At 45.1% G+C, this 15,152-nt stretch carries 15 protein-coding genes; 4 read left to right on the top strand and 11 right to left on the bottom strand.

Annotated elements, in window-relative coordinates:
* Positions 1-6 precede the first annotated feature (6 nt).
* From NFI81_RS20335 to NFI81_RS20320, 4 genes are all read right to left on the bottom strand, one after another.
* Positions 7-2,187, bottom strand: a complete 2,181-nt coding sequence (locus NFI81_RS20335; protein ID WP_234615284.1) for a S9 family peptidase — start codon at positions 2,185-2,187, stop codon at positions 7-9.
* Between the two features lie 83 nt (positions 2,188-2,270).
* Positions 2,271-2,450 carry a type II toxin-antitoxin system antitoxin gene (locus NFI81_RS20330; protein ID WP_234615285.1) on the bottom strand — a complete coding sequence of 60 codons (180 nt, stop codon included), beginning with the start codon at positions 2,448-2,450 and terminating at the stop codon, positions 2,271-2,273.
* Position 2,451: 1 nt separating this feature from the next.
* On the bottom strand, positions 2,452-3,312 hold the full coding sequence (locus tag NFI81_RS20325; RefSeq protein WP_234615286.1) for an SPFH domain-containing protein: 861 nt from the start codon (positions 3,310-3,312) through the stop codon (positions 2,452-2,454).
* A 132-nt stretch (positions 3,313-3,444) separates the two neighbouring features.
* Positions 3,445-4,890 carry an energy transducer TonB gene (locus NFI81_RS20320; protein WP_234615287.1) on the bottom strand — a complete coding sequence of 482 codons (1,446 nt, stop codon included), beginning with the start codon at positions 4,888-4,890 and terminating at the stop codon, positions 3,445-3,447.
* A gap of 177 nt (positions 4,891-5,067) precedes the next feature.
* Between NFI81_RS20320 and NFI81_RS20315 the strand changes: the two genes are divergently transcribed.
* On the top strand, positions 5,068-5,940 hold the full coding sequence (locus NFI81_RS20315; RefSeq protein WP_234615288.1) for a UDP-2,3-diacylglucosamine diphosphatase: 873 nt from the start codon (positions 5,068-5,070) through the stop codon (positions 5,938-5,940).
* Positions 5,937-7,043 (top strand): glycosyltransferase family protein, encoded by a 1,107-nt coding sequence (locus NFI81_RS20310; protein ID WP_234615289.1) that lies wholly within the window; start codon positions 5,937-5,939, stop codon positions 7,041-7,043. The genes NFI81_RS20315 and NFI81_RS20310 overlap by 4 nt, the downstream gene beginning before the upstream one ends.
* Here NFI81_RS20310 and NFI81_RS20305 read toward each other — a convergent pair.
* The 6 genes from NFI81_RS20305 to NFI81_RS20280 form a co-directional block, all read right to left on the bottom strand.
* Positions 7,030-7,509 (bottom strand): META domain-containing protein, encoded by a 480-nt coding sequence (locus tag NFI81_RS20305; RefSeq protein ID WP_234615290.1) that lies wholly within the window; start codon positions 7,507-7,509, stop codon positions 7,030-7,032. The genes NFI81_RS20310 and NFI81_RS20305 overlap by 14 nt on opposite strands.
* A gap of 4 nt (positions 7,510-7,513) precedes the next feature.
* Positions 7,514-8,098, bottom strand: coding sequence for a hypothetical protein (locus NFI81_RS20300; RefSeq protein ID WP_234615291.1), 585 nt, complete (start codon positions 8,096-8,098; stop codon positions 7,514-7,516).
* A 28-nt stretch (positions 8,099-8,126) separates the two neighbouring features.
* Positions 8,127-9,428, bottom strand: a complete 1,302-nt coding sequence (locus NFI81_RS20295; RefSeq protein ID WP_234615292.1) for an LVIVD repeat-containing protein — start codon at positions 9,426-9,428, stop codon at positions 8,127-8,129.
* Positions 9,429-9,619: 191 nt separating this feature from the next.
* Positions 9,620-10,855 (bottom strand): serpin family protein, encoded by a 1,236-nt coding sequence (locus NFI81_RS20290; RefSeq protein WP_234615293.1) that lies wholly within the window; start codon positions 10,853-10,855, stop codon positions 9,620-9,622.
* A 78-nt stretch (positions 10,856-10,933) separates the two neighbouring features.
* The gene (locus NFI81_RS20285) at positions 10,934-12,523 is read right to left on the bottom strand and encodes an outer membrane beta-barrel protein (RefSeq protein WP_234615294.1); all 1,590 of its coding nucleotides are present in this window, start codon (positions 12,521-12,523) and stop codon (positions 10,934-10,936) included.
* Positions 12,492-13,061 carry an RNA polymerase sigma factor gene (locus NFI81_RS20280; RefSeq protein ID WP_082216802.1) on the bottom strand — a complete coding sequence of 190 codons (570 nt, stop codon included), beginning with the start codon at positions 13,059-13,061 and terminating at the stop codon, positions 12,492-12,494. Before NFI81_RS20280 ends, NFI81_RS20285 begins: the two co-directional genes overlap by 32 nt.
* A 283-nt stretch (positions 13,062-13,344) precedes the next feature.
* On the opposite strand from NFI81_RS20280, the gene NFI81_RS20275 reads away from it, so the two are divergent.
* Positions 13,345-13,641 carry a muconolactone Delta-isomerase family protein gene (locus NFI81_RS20275; RefSeq protein WP_233853903.1) on the top strand — a complete coding sequence of 99 codons (297 nt, stop codon included), beginning with the start codon at positions 13,345-13,347 and terminating at the stop codon, positions 13,639-13,641.
* Between the two features lie 62 nt (positions 13,642-13,703).
* On the opposite strand, the gene msrC is transcribed toward NFI81_RS20275, so the two are convergent.
* Positions 13,704-14,189, bottom strand: coding sequence for a free L-methionine (R)-S-oxide reductase MsrC (gene msrC, locus NFI81_RS20270; RefSeq protein WP_234615295.1), 486 nt, complete (start codon positions 14,187-14,189; stop codon positions 13,704-13,706).
* A gap of 141 nt (positions 14,190-14,330) precedes the next feature.
* Between msrC and purU the strand changes: the two genes are divergently transcribed.
* Positions 14,331-15,140, top strand: coding sequence for a formyltetrahydrofolate deformylase (purU, locus tag NFI81_RS20265; protein WP_234615371.1), 810 nt, complete (start codon positions 14,331-14,333; stop codon positions 15,138-15,140).
* Positions 15,141-15,152: the final 12 nt, after the last annotated feature.

Genomic DNA, 15,152 nt, shown 5'->3' with positions numbered 1-15,152 from the left:
CTCGATTTATTTTGCTCCCGGAGGGCAATTCTTTTTAAGATAATCGGTGAATAAGCTTCTTAAATGCTTCGATGTTCCTTCACCCTCTGAAATTCCGTGCGAGCGATTGGGATAAGGCATGAATTGGAATACTTTATCATTTTTAATGAGCTCATTGACAAGCATTTCAGCATTTTGATAGTGCACGTTGTCATCGCCTGTTCCGTGAATGTAAAGCAAATTGCCCCGAAGGTTTTTAGCATGCGTAATCGGCGAGCCTTTTACAAAATCCTCGCGGTTCTCTTGCGGAACGCCCATATACCGCTCCTGATAAATGTTGTCGTAAGTAAGCTGATTGGCCACAGCAGCCACTGCAATGCCGGTTTTGAAGTGCTGCGGATATTGAAACAATAAATTCAATGTAGACGAACCGCCGCCACTCCATCCATGCACGGCGACGCGACTGGTGTCAATGAACGCATATTGCTTGAACATGGCCGTTGCAGCGCCGTCGATATCCTTAATGTTAATTGTACCAATGTTTTTATAGATCGCCTTACGCCACGCAGCCCCTTTCGGCGACGGCGTCCCGCGGTTGTCAACCGAAGCGTAAATGTAACCGTCATCGGCCATGCTTCCAGCGTACAGACGGTTTCGGCCCGTTCCGTAAGTGTCTTTCACGGTGCTTCCCGCCGGTTCGCCGTAAACCATGAACACGATCGGGTATTTTTTGGCAGGATCAAAATTCGTTGGCTTTACCATCCACGCATCAATTTCGACACCTTCATCCGTTTTGACCTTGAAAAATTCAATGTTTAGCTTCGCCGCATTGATCTTGTCGGCGGATTGTGCAATTGAATTGGCCGGGTCAATCGAAACGTGTTTTGGCAAGGATATCCACTCCTGCATCGGGGCCGTTTTGGCATTGGAAAACTGGTGTCTCGCAAATTTCCCACCCGGAGAAATCTCATAATTGTGCGTTCCCGATTGATTTACAGGCGTTATGCGCTCCGCTTTCCCCTTTCCGTCCAACGCAATTTTATACAAATAGGCCTGCGTGGCATTGTCCGGCGACGCGGTGAAATAGTAAGCATTATTTTTCTCGTCAATGCGCACCGGATTGATCATATCGAAATTCCCGATGGTCACCAATGTTTCCTTTTTACCGTCTCGGCTTACGCGGTAAGTGTGGCGCCAGCCGTCTTTTTCGCTCACCCAAAGAAATTCTTTGCCATTATTGATCCAGTCCCAGCCCATCGGGTCATTTTCCCAACGGCTTTTGATATCGATCCACGCGGCATCTTTTTCTGTATAAAATGGTTTTGCGCTACCGTCGGTTGTGTTAATGTATAAAAGCGTGCTTTCGTTTTGCTTCCGGTTCAACTGCTGGATAACCAGCTCGTTAGGCATGCCCGACCATTCCATTCTGGGCACATAAGTGTTTTGCGGATCACCCGGAATGTTCATCCATTTGGTTTGTGCGCTTGCAATATCTACTACCCCGATTTTATACGGAGATGGCGTTTCACCCACTTTTGGATATTCCACGGGAACATTAAATGAATAAATAGAATCCGTTGTATTAATCATCAGGAAGTTACGGATCTTGCGCGCGTCCAGCTGCCAGTAAGCAATGGATTTACTGTCCCCGCTCCACCGGAACCCATCGCGGCAATCGAACTCCTCTTCATAGGCCCAATCGAATGTGCCGTTAATGACGCGGTCCGTTCCGTCCGTGGTAAGTTGCTTTATTTCAGCGGTTTGAATGTCTTCTGCATACACATTATGCTTGCTGACGTAAGCGGCCTTTTTTCCATCAGGAGAGAATTTGGCAAACATTAATGAAGACGCCGGCAATCCTTTTCCGAGCTGTTTCAATGTTTTACCGGCAATATCAAAAACCCAATAGTCTCCACGGGTTTGATAGCGCCAAACACGTTTTGAATTGGTGTATATCAAAACTTTGTCGCCTGTTTGACTCATTGTATAACTCCTGATTTCCATCGGGGAGCCGTCGGCATTTTTGAGCAAATCCTGAGAAACGATCACTTTTTCCTGCCGCGAAGGCAACGCTGTTTCTACAATCCCTTGTTCGCTCACGTCGCGGTATCCTGCTCCTTCCGGAAGCCATTGAAACGTATCAGGGATTTGGGAAAAAAGTTGAGATGAAAGAAATGTTAAGATTAAAGTTGTGACAAAGTGCTTCATAAGAACTTTAAAAATATTAGATAGTAAGACAACTAAGTTAGGCATTTTTAGAATATAGATTAGCAAAAATACCATTCGCCGCCTTAATCCGGCTCCTCAGGCCTGTTGCCTTTTTGCTTGGAACGCTTTTGTTTTTTCAGCGCTTCGCTCAGCAAAAATTCAATCTGCCCGTTCAAACTGCGGAAATCCTGCTGTGCCCAAGCTTCGAGTTCTTTAAGCATATCAGGATTTACGCGTAAAACAAATGCTTTTTTTTCTGCCATATTATGGATACAAAGTGCCCGCGTTCAGGATTGGGGTCGCCGCTTTTTCACCGCAAAGTACGACAAGCAAATTGCTTACCATAGCCGCTTTCCGCTCTTCATCCAGCTGTACAATTCCTTTTTCGGAAAGCATGGCCAATGCCATATCCACCATTCCTACCGCTCCATTCACGATCTGACGACGCGCCGCCACCACTGCCGAGGCCTGCTGCCGTTGTAACATGGCTCCGGCAATTTCAGGCGCATAAGCGAGGTGACTAATGCGCGATTCCAGCACGTCGATGCCAGCGCGGCTCAAACGTTCGGTGAGTTCGGCTTCCAGCATTTCGTTGATTTTGCCGCTTCCATCCCTTAATGTCACTTCCTGAATTTGCAGATCTTCATCTTCCATAGTGTCGTAAGCATATACGCCGGCCAGGTGCCTTACCGCTGCTTCGGACTGGATTTCAACATATTTTACATAATCGTCCACTTCAAATGATGCCTTTGCCGTATCTCCAACGCGCCAAACTACAACCGCGGCGATTTCAATGGGGTTACCCAGCTTATCATTGACTTTTAATTTCTGGCCATTGAGGTTTCTGGCACGCAGGCTTATTTTTTTGCGGCGAAACAACGGGTTAACCCAGCGCAAACCACTTTGCTTCATAGTGCCCATATAATCGCCAAAAAATGTGGTCACAACAGCTTCATTTGGATTAATGACTGTCAGGCCAATCAGAATAATAAACCCTATGCCGAAGACAAGGCCGCCTCCAAGCGCGCTGCCAGCGGCAACCAATCCAACGCCACCAAACATTAAAAGCAGGCCAAGTCCAAAGAGCGCATAGCCTGAGGACGATCGTAATTCTTTCTCATTCATGGTCATATTATGATAGTAAAGTGATATCACAATATTATCAAATCAGGATCATATTTTACTATTTTTTGGTATAAAAAAATTCCAAAGCTTTTGACCGGCTTTGGAATTGGATAAGTGGCTGGAAGAAAGTAATCAGAACTGAAAGTTGATAGGGAGATTGTACTTGACACGAACGAGTTTTCCGCGCATCGCGCCGGGTTCCCACATACCGCTCATTTTCTTCACAACACGCAAGGCTTCGTCATCAAGCCCGAAGCCTAAACCGTTCTCCACCTTATAATCGCACAAACTGCCGTCTTCACAAACTACGAAGGAAAGCATAACCCTACCCTTAACGCCCCTGCTCAGTGCATCCATGGGATATTTAATATTCTCGCCCAAAAATTTGTAGAACCGGTTCAGCCCGCCTTTAAACTGAGGTTGGATAATCGCCTGGTCATAAGTCCGCTTTTGCCCATCTTCAAAAACAACTCCCTGTTTCAATATTCCCTTTTCATAGATTTCTTCGTAATACAATGTGCTGTCTGCCAATTTCCCTACCCACTTCCCGTCTTTCTTCGCTGCTGTAACCGGCCCTTCTTCCACAAGTAATTTTGCTCCATCCGCTTCACTGGTAGACTTCCAGTAACCTTCGCCTTCCTTCACGATCTGCTTTCCCTCCCGGTTCCAGGCATTCACAAACAACCTTTCCCGATATTCAGTGGCTTTTGGCGCAGGAACCTCAGTTACAGTCCTGACCTGGCCATTATCAAACCACGACATATGCAATGTTGCGCTGTCCGATGTGACCAGCAGATCCCTCACCATTCCCTTCTGATCGTATTTTTTGATCATAGAAGCTTTGTTATTTGCTCCATATTCGGTGTAGGAAAGCCTGTTTCCATTTGCTTGCAACACAGCTTCCGTGGAATGACTCGCTCCGTTCAGATCTCTGGCAGAAACCTCATAGGCCCTGATCGAATCAACGCCAATTCTGTGAACGTCGGTTTTGTACCAAACTTCCTTCTTCTGGAATGGAATCCTTGAAATTTCTTTCCACTTTCCTCCTCTCAACTGCTCATAAACCACATCTGCCTTGATGTAACCCTCTTTATCAAGGGGCAGAATGCTCCTGTATTCATACTTTTTAGGGTCTGAAACGCCTCTGTACTGGCTGTCAAAATAGTTAACCAATGCAAATTTTGTCGAATCGAAACCGGGAGTTGGAGGCGCTTTGAAGGCAATGGGATAAATCATAGACTGCCTTACTTTCTCTCCTTTCAATGTTGCAGGTTGCCATGCTTTGTAAAGACCCATGATCCGAAGCGCTTCCTTATTGGTCAGCGAATCCAGGCCTCTTGAAATTTCGAGTTGTGACAGGCTTCCATCCGGCTCTACAATGCCTTTTATATAAACACGGCCATTGACTCCTTTAATCGCGCTCATAAAAGGAATTTGCACATTGGATGCTATAAACTGGCTCAAAAATGCCAATCCCCCCGTTGGCTCAGCGGCTTTCTCAACTTCATGGGGCAAATGAATTTTTTGTCCAAAAACAGACGCGCTGCAAAAGCATAATAGAAGGAAAAGTCGCATCATGGTGTATAAAAATGTTCAAACAAATATAAAAAAAGTATTCTTTTTAACGCATTATGTAACCGCAAATAACGCCCAAATACTTCTACAAGCGCATTCCAAGTGTTTTCTCTTATATTCTTAACCATCTGATAACCTGCCAGTAACATCCAGGTAATGTTAAATAAGAATATTTGTAATATGGGAGATACAACTCACTTTCGAACAATCATCATTTCTGACTTACACCTGGGAGCAGGTGGTTCGAAGGCAGAAGAGGTTACTAATTTTTTGAAAAGCTATTCCTGCAAAAAACTCATCCTGAACGGCGACATCATTGACGCCTGGCAGTTGAAAAAATATGGGGTCTGGAAAAGGAAGCATACCATGTTTTTCAAGCGGGTTTTAAAGATGATCGAGGAAAATAAGACCAAAGTGATCTACATTCGCGGCAATCACGATGATTTTCTGGATCAAATCATTCCCCTAAGGCTTGGAAAGCACTTTCAGATTCGAAAAGACTACATTCTCACCTCAGGTTCTCAACGATATTACATTACACACGGCGACGTTTTTGACTCCATTACAACCCATTTGAAATGGCTCGCTTACCTCGGCGATATGGGCTACACTTTCCTTTTGTGGGTTAATAAGCTGTACAACAGATATCGGGCATGGCGCGGATTGTCGTATTATTCGCTTTCGCAGCGCATTAAGCAGTCCGTAAAAATGGCTGTCAACTATATGACCGATTTCGAAGAAAAGCTTACAGAACTGGCCCGGTCGAGGAATTGCGATGGTGTGATCTGCGGGCACATTCACCATCCGGCGATCCGGGAAATAGACGGGATTATGTACATGAATTCCGGCGACTGGGTGGAAACACTGAGCGCATTGGTTGAAGACTTCGAAGGAAACTGGAGCTTGCTTTATTACGACCAGCACACGGTTCAGGAAAAAGGGTTTTCGAAAAAAGCGGCTCCAAAAACGATCATTGAAGACTTTCCCGGCAGCATTCAAAAGCAGGTTGCATTTTCAAGCTTGCTCCCGGGGAAAAACCAGAGATTCCTATGAAAATTCTCTTTCTGGTCCAGGGAGAAGGACGCGGGCACCTTACTCAGGCCATTTCAATGAGCCAGATTTTGCGGAAAGCCGGTCATGAAGTTGCGGCGGCAATGGTAGGCGTTTCGCCTGGACGCGTTATTCCGGCATTTTTTGAAGAGCAGGTTGCAGCCCCGGTTTTTCATTTTTCGGCGCCAAACATTGTGTATAACAGTCAGGTTGCCGGAATTGACTTGAAGGCAACCGTTTATAATCTGTTCAAAAATCATGCTGAATATCTGGCTGGATTGCGCCTGATTAACAACAACATCGAAGAAATCAAGCCGGATTTGATCATCAGTTTCTACGAGACTTTCAGCGGGTTATACAATGTGCTGTATCGCTCAAAAATTCCGATGATTTGCATTGCCCACCAGTATCTTTTGCTGCATCCAAGATTTATTTTTCCAAAAAACAGCAGCATTAACCAGCTTATTATCAACTTCAATTCAAAACTTACTTCGTGGCTTTCTGCAAAACGTCTTGCGTTGTCATTTCGGGAGATTGAGTCGAGAAACGACCTTAAAATAACGGTTGTTCCACCTTTGTTGCGCCGCGAAGTTGTTAATATGCAGGCTGTTAGCGAAGATTTTTTTCTGGTGTATATGACACACCACAGCCTTAGCAAGCAAATTATTGAATGGCATCTGGCGCATCCTGAGGTCAGGTTGCATTGCTTTTGGGATAATGCGGAGGTTTCTGACGAGTTCGTCTTTGATGAAACATTAACTTTTCATCGCATTAACAGTAAAAAATACCTGCAAATGCTCGCCAGCTGCAAGGCGCTGGTTACAACGGCCGGTTTCGAATCGGTTTGCGAGGCCATGTATCTGGGCAAACCGGTGATGATGGTGCCGGTTCCCAATCATTTTGAGCAGGAGTGCAATGCGATGGATGGCGTGATTTCGGGTGCAGGGGTTACATCCAAAACTTTTGACCTGTCGATAATGCTTGATTATTTGCCAAAACACATGGACCAGTCCCAAAAATTCCGCTCCTGGTATCACCGCGGAGAAGCCATGTTTCTTAAAGAAATAGAGGCTTTCGGCAAGAAAAATAAGGCTACTGTTTCTTGAAGATCATACGATATTCGCCGTTCTGAAAACTCAGAATCAGCTGATTGCCATTCCGCGTATAACTTCCTGTGGCTCCTGACACAAGCCAGGCTTTGCCACTCCATCCCGGTTCACCTACTTTCGTTCCACCAAATGTGTCGATTATCAATCCGCATGCTGATGAGATAGTATAAGCACCCTCAATGTCATTGGCAAAGGTGTGCCCTGTGATTTTACCTTCTTTACCGGAATCTGTAAATGTGAATACAACCCCTCTGCCCTTTGTATCAGGATCATTGTCCATGATCCCACTTATGTTGTTCTGGTAAGCAACTAGCCGCCATGTGCCGCTGAGCGAGGCTACGTCGCTGCATGGCGGCATTGCGCAGCAGAGCCGTTGTTCACCTTCTGCATCCGAGTCAGAACATTGAAATGCCGTTAATCCGAATAGCAATGTGAATGAAATGAGAGAAATGATCTTCTTCATGGCTTTAAAAACTAATTCCTAACCTTAAAGCAAGCCGGTTATAAACCCTATCTTCCGAACGCTCCAACTGATCCCAGAGTGGAAACTTGTCAATGTGCGCTTCCTGTCTCTTGTAACTTACCGTGAATGTAACAGCCGCGCCGCCCGCTTTACCCATTCTGAGGCCTATCCCGGGATTTAACATCAACCCGCCCTTTGTCCGGTAACCTTCTATATCATCCTGAAACCATGCAAAACCGTATCCTACATCTGCCGTTGTAAACAATCTGACACCGCCTTTCTTGGTCAGGTCATATCTTATTCCGCCCGAAATTGGCGCTAGCAGCGCCGTTTTGTACCAATCAACGCCTACTGTCACACCGGCGGAGAGACGGTTGCTGAGCATTACGCCATTGAATGTCTGTAAGGTAACATTCAGCCGGTTTTCCATGATCTCGTCGCCCGGGCTGCCGGGAAATTGGTATTTTACCCTGCCAAACAGTCCGCCAAACTCCGTATGGTTTGTATATTTGAGCGGGACGTGGTTTTGCGCCCGCAAGCCGTCAGCCATAAACCAACAGCCTATAATGATTAAAATTGCTGCTTTCATCGGGGTGAATTTTGAAGGTTAACTGAGCCTAAATCGCCTTGCCAACTGGAATTTTACCAAGCAGGCGCAGGTCCTTCGGATTGCTGGAATCGTATTGATAGAATCCGTCTTTCCCGATCAAAAGCAGTGTTTTTCCCAACGAAATCACATCATAGGCGTCCATATCCTTGAAGTGTGCGAGCAAGTTTTTGTCAATTTTGAATTTGTCTTTTACATCAAAAACTTTGAGCCCGTGCGCTCCTTCGCAGAGATATAATGTGGGGGAATCAATGCTTAATCCGTGCGGACTTTCCATTTGATAGCTTTTGATGAGCTGCGGCGCGGAAGGATCGCTCACATCCACAAGATCGAGTTGGTTTTGTGTTCCAGGACAAGCAGTTCCGCTCCTGATGGTCACATAAGCAATGTTATCCTGCACCACAACCGGGTCACAGGCCCGTCCATGCTGAAACATGGAAAGTTGTTTGGGATCTGCAGGATTGCTGTTGTCAAAAATAAACATGCCTGTGGCAGAACCTATGAAAAGCTTGTTCTCATAAGGGAAAATGGTCTCTATGCCCCATCCAAAATTCACAGTCGCAAAATCCTTTGGTTTTGAAGGCGTTGCGACATTAAACAGATGCAGGCTGGTTTGGGTAACCGTGTAAAGAAAATTTTGATGTAGCGCAAAACGTGCCATGGACCCCGCCTGTCCGTTGCTTCCACCCGAACCAGGCGCTGATGCGGATGAGGCGGAAGACATCGCCGTCGCGAAAGCCCTGTCGGCCAGCCAGCCTCGTTCCCACCAGGAACTCGGGTTTATACCATCCTCGCAATTTACAGTCACTGTTTCGGTCACAAAATCCACATTCTGGTCGCTAATGGCGCCCGTGGTTTCGTTAAACGTCCAGATGCCGCCATCAAAGTTGCCGTTTTTGAAAACATTCTTAATCCGCTCTATTTCCTTGGGATTCTTCGGATCGCTAATGTCGATGGCGACGAGATCCGTGAAGCTGTCGGCATACAAAATGTTATCACGAACAGCCATATCGCCGTTTCCGGGAATGCGGATGAAGGTAATAAATTCGGGGTGCGACTTGTCTTTATTATTGATAATGTGAATACCCTCTTTTACCTCATTCACAAACAGATAATCACCCTTAATGTACATTTTGCCAGGACGTTCGAGTGATCTCGGTGATTCAGTTTTCAGCATCGTCCGCAGCTCCAACACTGAGCGCGTAACATTGGTGAAGCGCCTTGTAACACGTGTTTCCTTGCATTGATCGTTGCATGACCAGAACGTTACGGCGACCAGGAGAATAAATAAATGGAGAAGTCTGGGTTTCATGGCAGTTAGGTTTAGAGGATAGTAAAAATCACATTTATACTCGGTTTAATGCATGACACCGCTATTTTGTAATTGGTTGTAACGCAAAACAAAATCGTCCGAAAGCAAGGCCTCCGGACGATAACGCACCCCGAAAATGCCAGGACTACCGGCATTTTTTATCTTTAATATCTTATGGCTAACAGATTATGCTATTTGCTTTCCGGGTTGTTGATCCTACCCATAAAAAGTATTGTATTGGATGTATTTTCACTAATAATTAATGCGAATGGTCGGTTGCAGACGATTTTTTGATTCGGGCCAACCGATGTGACACCAATGCCAATGGAAGTAACTGCGGCAGCTTCTGTTCCTTTTTCATCAATACCCAAAAAGGTGTCCTGTTTTACAAAATCCACAAACAGATCAGCGGTTGCATGGATCTTGCCGAGTTCTGCTGCGGAAGTGAATGCTTTTTGAATGCCCATTTTTTCCAAAGTTTGTTTCAGCTGAGCCGAATATTCCAATGTAAATCTGGGCAAGCCTACTTCTATGTTTGACTCTGATGTTCCGGTACGAAACCGCTCCCAGTCACCGGAGTTGAAGTCAGTAAGCATTTTATTCACCGTATTTTCTCCTTTTGGAACGAGCAATGTCATGTTAAACTGCCCATTCGCGTAGGGAAGCTGCACCATGTCGTAACCGGCTGCGCTGAAATTTTTGAAGCTGGATTTGGCATACATCATTTTCACAGGCTTTCCACTTCCATTTTCCAGCTTAAATGTCTCATCTCTTGTATTTTTCGCGTCAAACTGATATTTCCAGTCGCCTTTGAAATACAATGCATTGAGCAGAAACATCACGTGATCAGGTGTGATCTCTTTGATGACTTGTTTAATCTTACCATTCGTTTTATCGCTTGCCCATTGATTAATCTTGTCTTTTGCAGCATTATTAAAGGGGAGGCCTGTCGCTTCGGCGTTAAATGAATTCTTCAAAACAGATTGAAAATCAGGCTTCACCTCAAAATCACTTTTATACCAAAGGGAATTGGCAAGACCCAGATTTACTTTCGCATCAGCAACGGGCAGGTCGTTGATCAATGTTTTGTAAGCATTGTTGAGATCCGAGAGTGAAACGCCTTCCATTTCAAGGGCTTTAAGAATTTCATCTGCGGTTTCCTGCTCGGCGCCATTAAGCAGCATGCCTAGTGCCATATGCAGGCTCAGCGGCGATACAAACAGATTTCCATCCGGAGCCTGCGTTTGCTGTAATGTGTGCAGGAAATTAAATGAAAAATCATTCGTGCCTTCTGAAATGCGGGCTGGAATCTCAACCGGGTTAACCGGATTCGGCGCATTGTCCGGGCCTGGGTTGTCGTTAGTGCAGCCGAAAATTGCGCCGGCAACGACTCCTGGGATTAATAATGATTTAAGGATCTTATTCATGGCTAATAGATTTTCTGGAATCTACATTATGCTAGATTCACAAAATCAAAAAATGGTTGGAACCTGCTTCGTATTATTTCAAAAAGAATAGCGCATTCCCCATGAAATGCCGTACAAGTAAGGCCGGGAATCCAGGCTTTGGTTAGACCTGAAACCGGACGTTACCGACTTCTGGTAAGATCCCGTCAGATTTGCATTCCAGCGTGTAGAGAGCCTGTAATTAAACCGCAAGCCTGTGGTCGCGGCCCAGTTCATGCTTCTGTATATTTCGTCGCTGGCTTTGGTGGTGATAATTTCACCTGATGCCGACTCCAACTCATTGCTGAGAAAGAAATTGGCCATCATTCCACCCAAGATGGAAGCATTGAATTTTTTCTCAGGATAAATTGTAAATCCGGCTTGCACGGGCAGTTGCAGATATTGATAATTGTTGCTGACCGTTTTGGCCACATCGATATAAAGTGCCCCGTTATTGACAAAATCAGCTGCTTTATCTCCGTTCATTCCTGCAAAACCAGGTGCTACGCCAGCATAGGCGTTCTCTAAAACATTTGCAGACTTATTACTGAATGCATTCATTACATAGCCACCGCCTTCGTAAGTTGAATTTCCTTTGAGATAACTCACACCCATTTCAACCGACCAATGCTTGGAAAGCTTCATTCCACCTTGCGTTTGAACGGCATAGGAAGCACCCGCTTCGCTGGTTCCTGAAACGGCCCTTCTTGTCGATAATGATTGCCCGGAAAAGCCCACAGGCGCTTCTTTCACTTTAAGATTTGGATTAAATGATGCCGGCATAAGGCTTAGCGCAGCATAATATTCGGTATTTTTTGCGGGAGCAACGGGTTGTTCTTTTTTAACATCGGGACGGAAGAACACATAACGTTTTTGCACATGAATGTCCAGATCGCTGAAAGGCGTTGTTGGCAACAATGCCAGCACCATGCCGGATTCAGTTGCGGCAGCTGCTTCGTTATTCACATTGCTTTCATTGGCAACCGCAGCAGCATAATCCTGACTAACATTGTTGTCAACCGGCGCAGTTACAGGTTTTTCCGATCTGGCCACTGCTGCATCCCGGTCCTCAGCTGACACATTGCCCGAGCTTCCAGTTTCTATATCAGCACTTTTTGCAGCAGAAACTGACCCTTTACTATTTGATCTCAATGCATTGTTTCTCGCCGCATCCGAAGTGCTTTGCGCAGATTTTTCGAATGCTAATGTCTGGTTTTCCTCGCCAATTGCCCGCTTACTTGCATCCTTTGAACTTTCCGCTTTATTTTCTTCCAATGCCACTTGTTCCTTCCCGGCATCCGCGCTTATTGCCGCTTCTGGTGATGCTTTTTCAGATGGGCTATTTTCAGGCGATATGGATTCTTTTGCTTCATGTTGAACAGCAATGTCAGTATTAACTCTATTTCCTTTTATTCCTGAATTGGAATACCAAATCCCACCGCCTACCAGCAACAGCGCGGCAATGGAGGCTGCTGCATACCATATCTTAGTCGACTGCCACCAAAGCGGCAATATCATTCCTTTATCTTCCTGCTGATCGAGACGCGCCTCTATTCCCTCCCAAACGGATTGAGGAGGAGCTTCGGAGGCTTCTTTCAAAGCCTTACGCCACTGATCTTCAAAGTTGTTTATCTCGGACGGATCCATCATTAAATCTTTTTTCTTTGTTCAATTTTTGTTGAAGAAGTCCTCTTGCCCGCGCATATTGCGACTTTGAGGTTCCTTCGGATATGCCCAGCTTTTGGGCTATTTCATTGTGCTGATAACCTTCAATGGCATACAGGTTAAAAATGGTCTGGCATCCAGGCGGCAACTCTTGTATGACTTCCAAAAGTTGTTTCAACTGAAAATCCCCCAATGTTACTTCCTTATCAGCAATGCCATTATGGTGTAAATCAATGTCATCCAGGTCTTTCAAATATTTTTGCTGCCTCAGATGGTTCAAAGCCGTATTCACTACAACAGAACGGAGCCAGTACTCTAATGGGCTATCGTTCCTGAATGAATCTATATTTTCATAAATTTTAATAAATGCATCTTGCAAAACATCCTCTGCATCCGTCCGGTTTTTAGTGTAACGCAGGCATATAGCAAACAGCTTGCCCCCGAAGACGTCATAAAGTTGTCTTTGGGCAGTCCGGTTGCGCTGCTTGCAGCCTTGCACTAATTCCTGTTCGTTAAAGGTCATCCGAAGTTTAGGGGTGCTTCGTTCGGTTTATTTTTAAAAAAATCAGCACCGCTATCCCAAAGATAGTTGAATACTGTTTCATGGCTAACGCATTGCGCAATTCTGAACAAGGCATTTGGTAATAGGTTTGACACGATGCACATTGAAATGGTTGGAAAAAGTAAAAAAGGTTTTTTGAGAATCTTTACTACATTACATGCAGGAACTAATCATTGACGCATATCCTTTTAATAACAGTGAAGTAAACGCTAAGGTATTTCTGTACACCTAACTTCTATCACCAATGAGCCAATACATGGTTGAAATTCAACTTCCGGCTGTCATGTCGGAAGATTTTACAGCGAAAATACCTGCTCAGAGAAAGAAAATTAATGAAATGATGGAGCAAGGACGACTGATGTCCTATGCCCTGTCTGATGATTATTCCAAACTTTGGTGTGTGGTGAGGGCAGAGAGCGAGTTTGAAGTAATGTCGCTCGTTTCGGAGTTCCCGCTGATTGATTACATGGATCCAAAAATATCCAAACTCATGTTCAACAATGTGGTTGCGCTGAGGCTGCCTATGTTCTCGCTGAACTAGGTATTTTAAAAATATGAAAAGCCTTGCTATTCCCGGATGGCAAGGCTTTTTTGCGTTATCTGTTACAATTTTCTCTCTATTAACCTGAGAATCTTTCCCAGTTCTCTGGCATCAACTTCGCTGAAATCGTTCAGCTGGTCGCTGTCCACATCCAGCACCATTGCGACGGTTCCGTTGCGATGAAATACAGGAATTACAATCTCGGATTTTGAAGCTGAATTGCAGGCAATGTGGCCCGGAAATTCTTCAACGTCGGGCACTATTAATGTCTTTTGCTGAGAGTAGCTGGCTCCGCAAACGCCTTTGTCAAATGCGATGCGCGTGCAGGCAATAGGACCCTGGAAGGGCCCCAGCACCAATTGGCCTTCTTTTACAATATAAAAACCTACCCAAAAAAAGCCGAATGCTTCTTTTAATGCCGCAGTAACATTTGCCAGATTTGCGATCAGGTCGCTTTCTGTTACAACCAATGCTTCAATTTGAGGAAATAATGCATTGTAAACCGTTGCCCGGTCCGTGCTTGTGGGGACTAATAGTTCTTCTGCCATTGCGGTAAATATCGATGTCAATCTTGGAAACAGTCGTCAAAGGAGATAAGTTACCGCGCCCTTTGAAAAAATATAGCTGGTTAAATATTAATTTTAAGTCCATTTAGTTTAAAACGAATGATCCAACGACATATCTTATTGATGGACGGGCCTGATCACAAAGGCTTGATTTATCAGGTTACCCGCATACTTTTTGCTCATAATCAGAACATTATACGCAATGATGAATATGTAAGTCCATCCAAATATTTCTTTATGCGGACAGAGTTTGAGGGTGAGACGGATATTGACAAACTGATGGAAGTTTTAAAGTCGGACCTTCCGGCCGGGCTTAACCTGCGCATTAACCCTAAAAAGAAGAAGGATATAGTGCTTATGGTGACCAAGGAGCATCATTGCCTTGGTGAATTGCTGATCCGTTATGCTTTCGATGAACTGGATGCAACGATCCACGCAGTGATTAGCAATTACAACACGTTACAGCCGCTTGTGGGCAAATTTGGCATTCCGTTTCACTTTATTTCGCACGAGAACCGCTCGCGTGAGGAGCATGAGGAGGCGATTCTGAGAACCCTGGACATTTACAGGCCGGAATATCTTGTGCTGGCAAAATATATGCGCGTGATTACGCCCAATTTTGTGGATCACTTTCCGGATAAGATCATTAACATTCACCATTCCTTCCTTCCGGCGTTCATCGGCGCTAATCCTTACAGGCAAGCATACGAGCGCGGTGTCAAAATTATTGGCGCCACAGCGCATTTTGTAAACAACGATCTGGACGAAGGGCCCATCATTGCGCAGGATGTAAAATCTGTCGATCACAGGCAAACTGCGTCCGATATGGCTACATTGGGAAGGGATACGGAAAAGGGTGTTTTGTCGAAGGCTTTGAAGCTGGTTTTCAATGATCGCGTGTTTATTCACGGCAACCGAACCATTATCCTGTAACAAGAAAAAAGC

Origin of the sequence: Dyadobacter fanqingshengii, assembly GCF_023822005.2 — a bacterium.
Taxonomy (GTDB): Bacteria; Bacteroidota; Bacteroidia; order Cytophagales; family Spirosomataceae; genus Dyadobacter; species Dyadobacter fanqingshengii.
The sequence above is the reverse complement of the archived record's forward strand: the minus strand, read 5'-3'. Positions and strand labels throughout refer to the sequence as shown.

Bases quoted from the DNA above. Each gene is read 5' to 3' on its own strand.
- NFI81_RS20335 (WP_234615284.1), bottom strand. From the start codon at position 2,187: ATGAAGCACTTTGTCACAACTTTAATCTTAACATTTCTTTCATCTCAA.
- NFI81_RS20330 (WP_234615285.1), bottom strand. From the start codon at position 2,450: ATGGCAGAAAAAAAAGCATTTGTTTTACGCGTAAATCCTGATATGCTT.
- NFI81_RS20325 (WP_234615286.1), bottom strand. From the start codon at position 3,312: ATGAATGAGAAAGAATTACGATCGTCCTCAGGCTATGCGCTCTTTGGA.
- NFI81_RS20320 (WP_234615287.1), bottom strand. From the start codon at position 4,890: ATGATGCGACTTTTCCTTCTATTATGCTTTTGCAGCGCGTCTGTTTTT.
- NFI81_RS20315 (WP_234615288.1), top strand. From the start codon at position 5,068: ATGGGAGATACAACTCACTTTCGAACAATCATCATTTCTGACTTACAC.
- NFI81_RS20310 (WP_234615289.1), top strand. From the start codon at position 5,937: ATGAAAATTCTCTTTCTGGTCCAGGGAGAAGGACGCGGGCACCTTACT.
- NFI81_RS20305 (WP_234615290.1), bottom strand. From the start codon at position 7,509: ATGAAGAAGATCATTTCTCTCATTTCATTCACATTGCTATTCGGATTA.
- NFI81_RS20300 (WP_234615291.1), bottom strand. From the start codon at position 8,098: ATGAAAGCAGCAATTTTAATCATTATAGGCTGTTGGTTTATGGCTGAC.
- NFI81_RS20295 (WP_234615292.1), bottom strand. From the start codon at position 9,428: ATGAAACCCAGACTTCTCCATTTATTTATTCTCCTGGTCGCCGTAACG.
- NFI81_RS20290 (WP_234615293.1), bottom strand. From the start codon at position 10,855: ATGAATAAGATCCTTAAATCATTATTAATCCCAGGAGTCGTTGCCGGC.
- NFI81_RS20285 (WP_234615294.1), bottom strand. From the start codon at position 12,523: ATGATGGATCCGTCCGAGATAAACAACTTTGAAGATCAGTGGCGTAAG.
- NFI81_RS20280 (WP_082216802.1), bottom strand. From the start codon at position 13,061: ATGACCTTTAACGAACAGGAATTAGTGCAAGGCTGCAAGCAGCGCAAC.
- NFI81_RS20275 (WP_233853903.1), top strand. From the start codon at position 13,345: ATGAGCCAATACATGGTTGAAATTCAACTTCCGGCTGTCATGTCGGAA.
- msrC (WP_234615295.1), bottom strand. From the start codon at position 14,189: ATGGCAGAAGAACTATTAGTCCCCACAAGCACGGACCGGGCAACGGTT.
- purU (WP_234615371.1), top strand. From the start codon at position 14,331: ATGGACGGGCCTGATCACAAAGGCTTGATTTATCAGGTTACCCGCATA.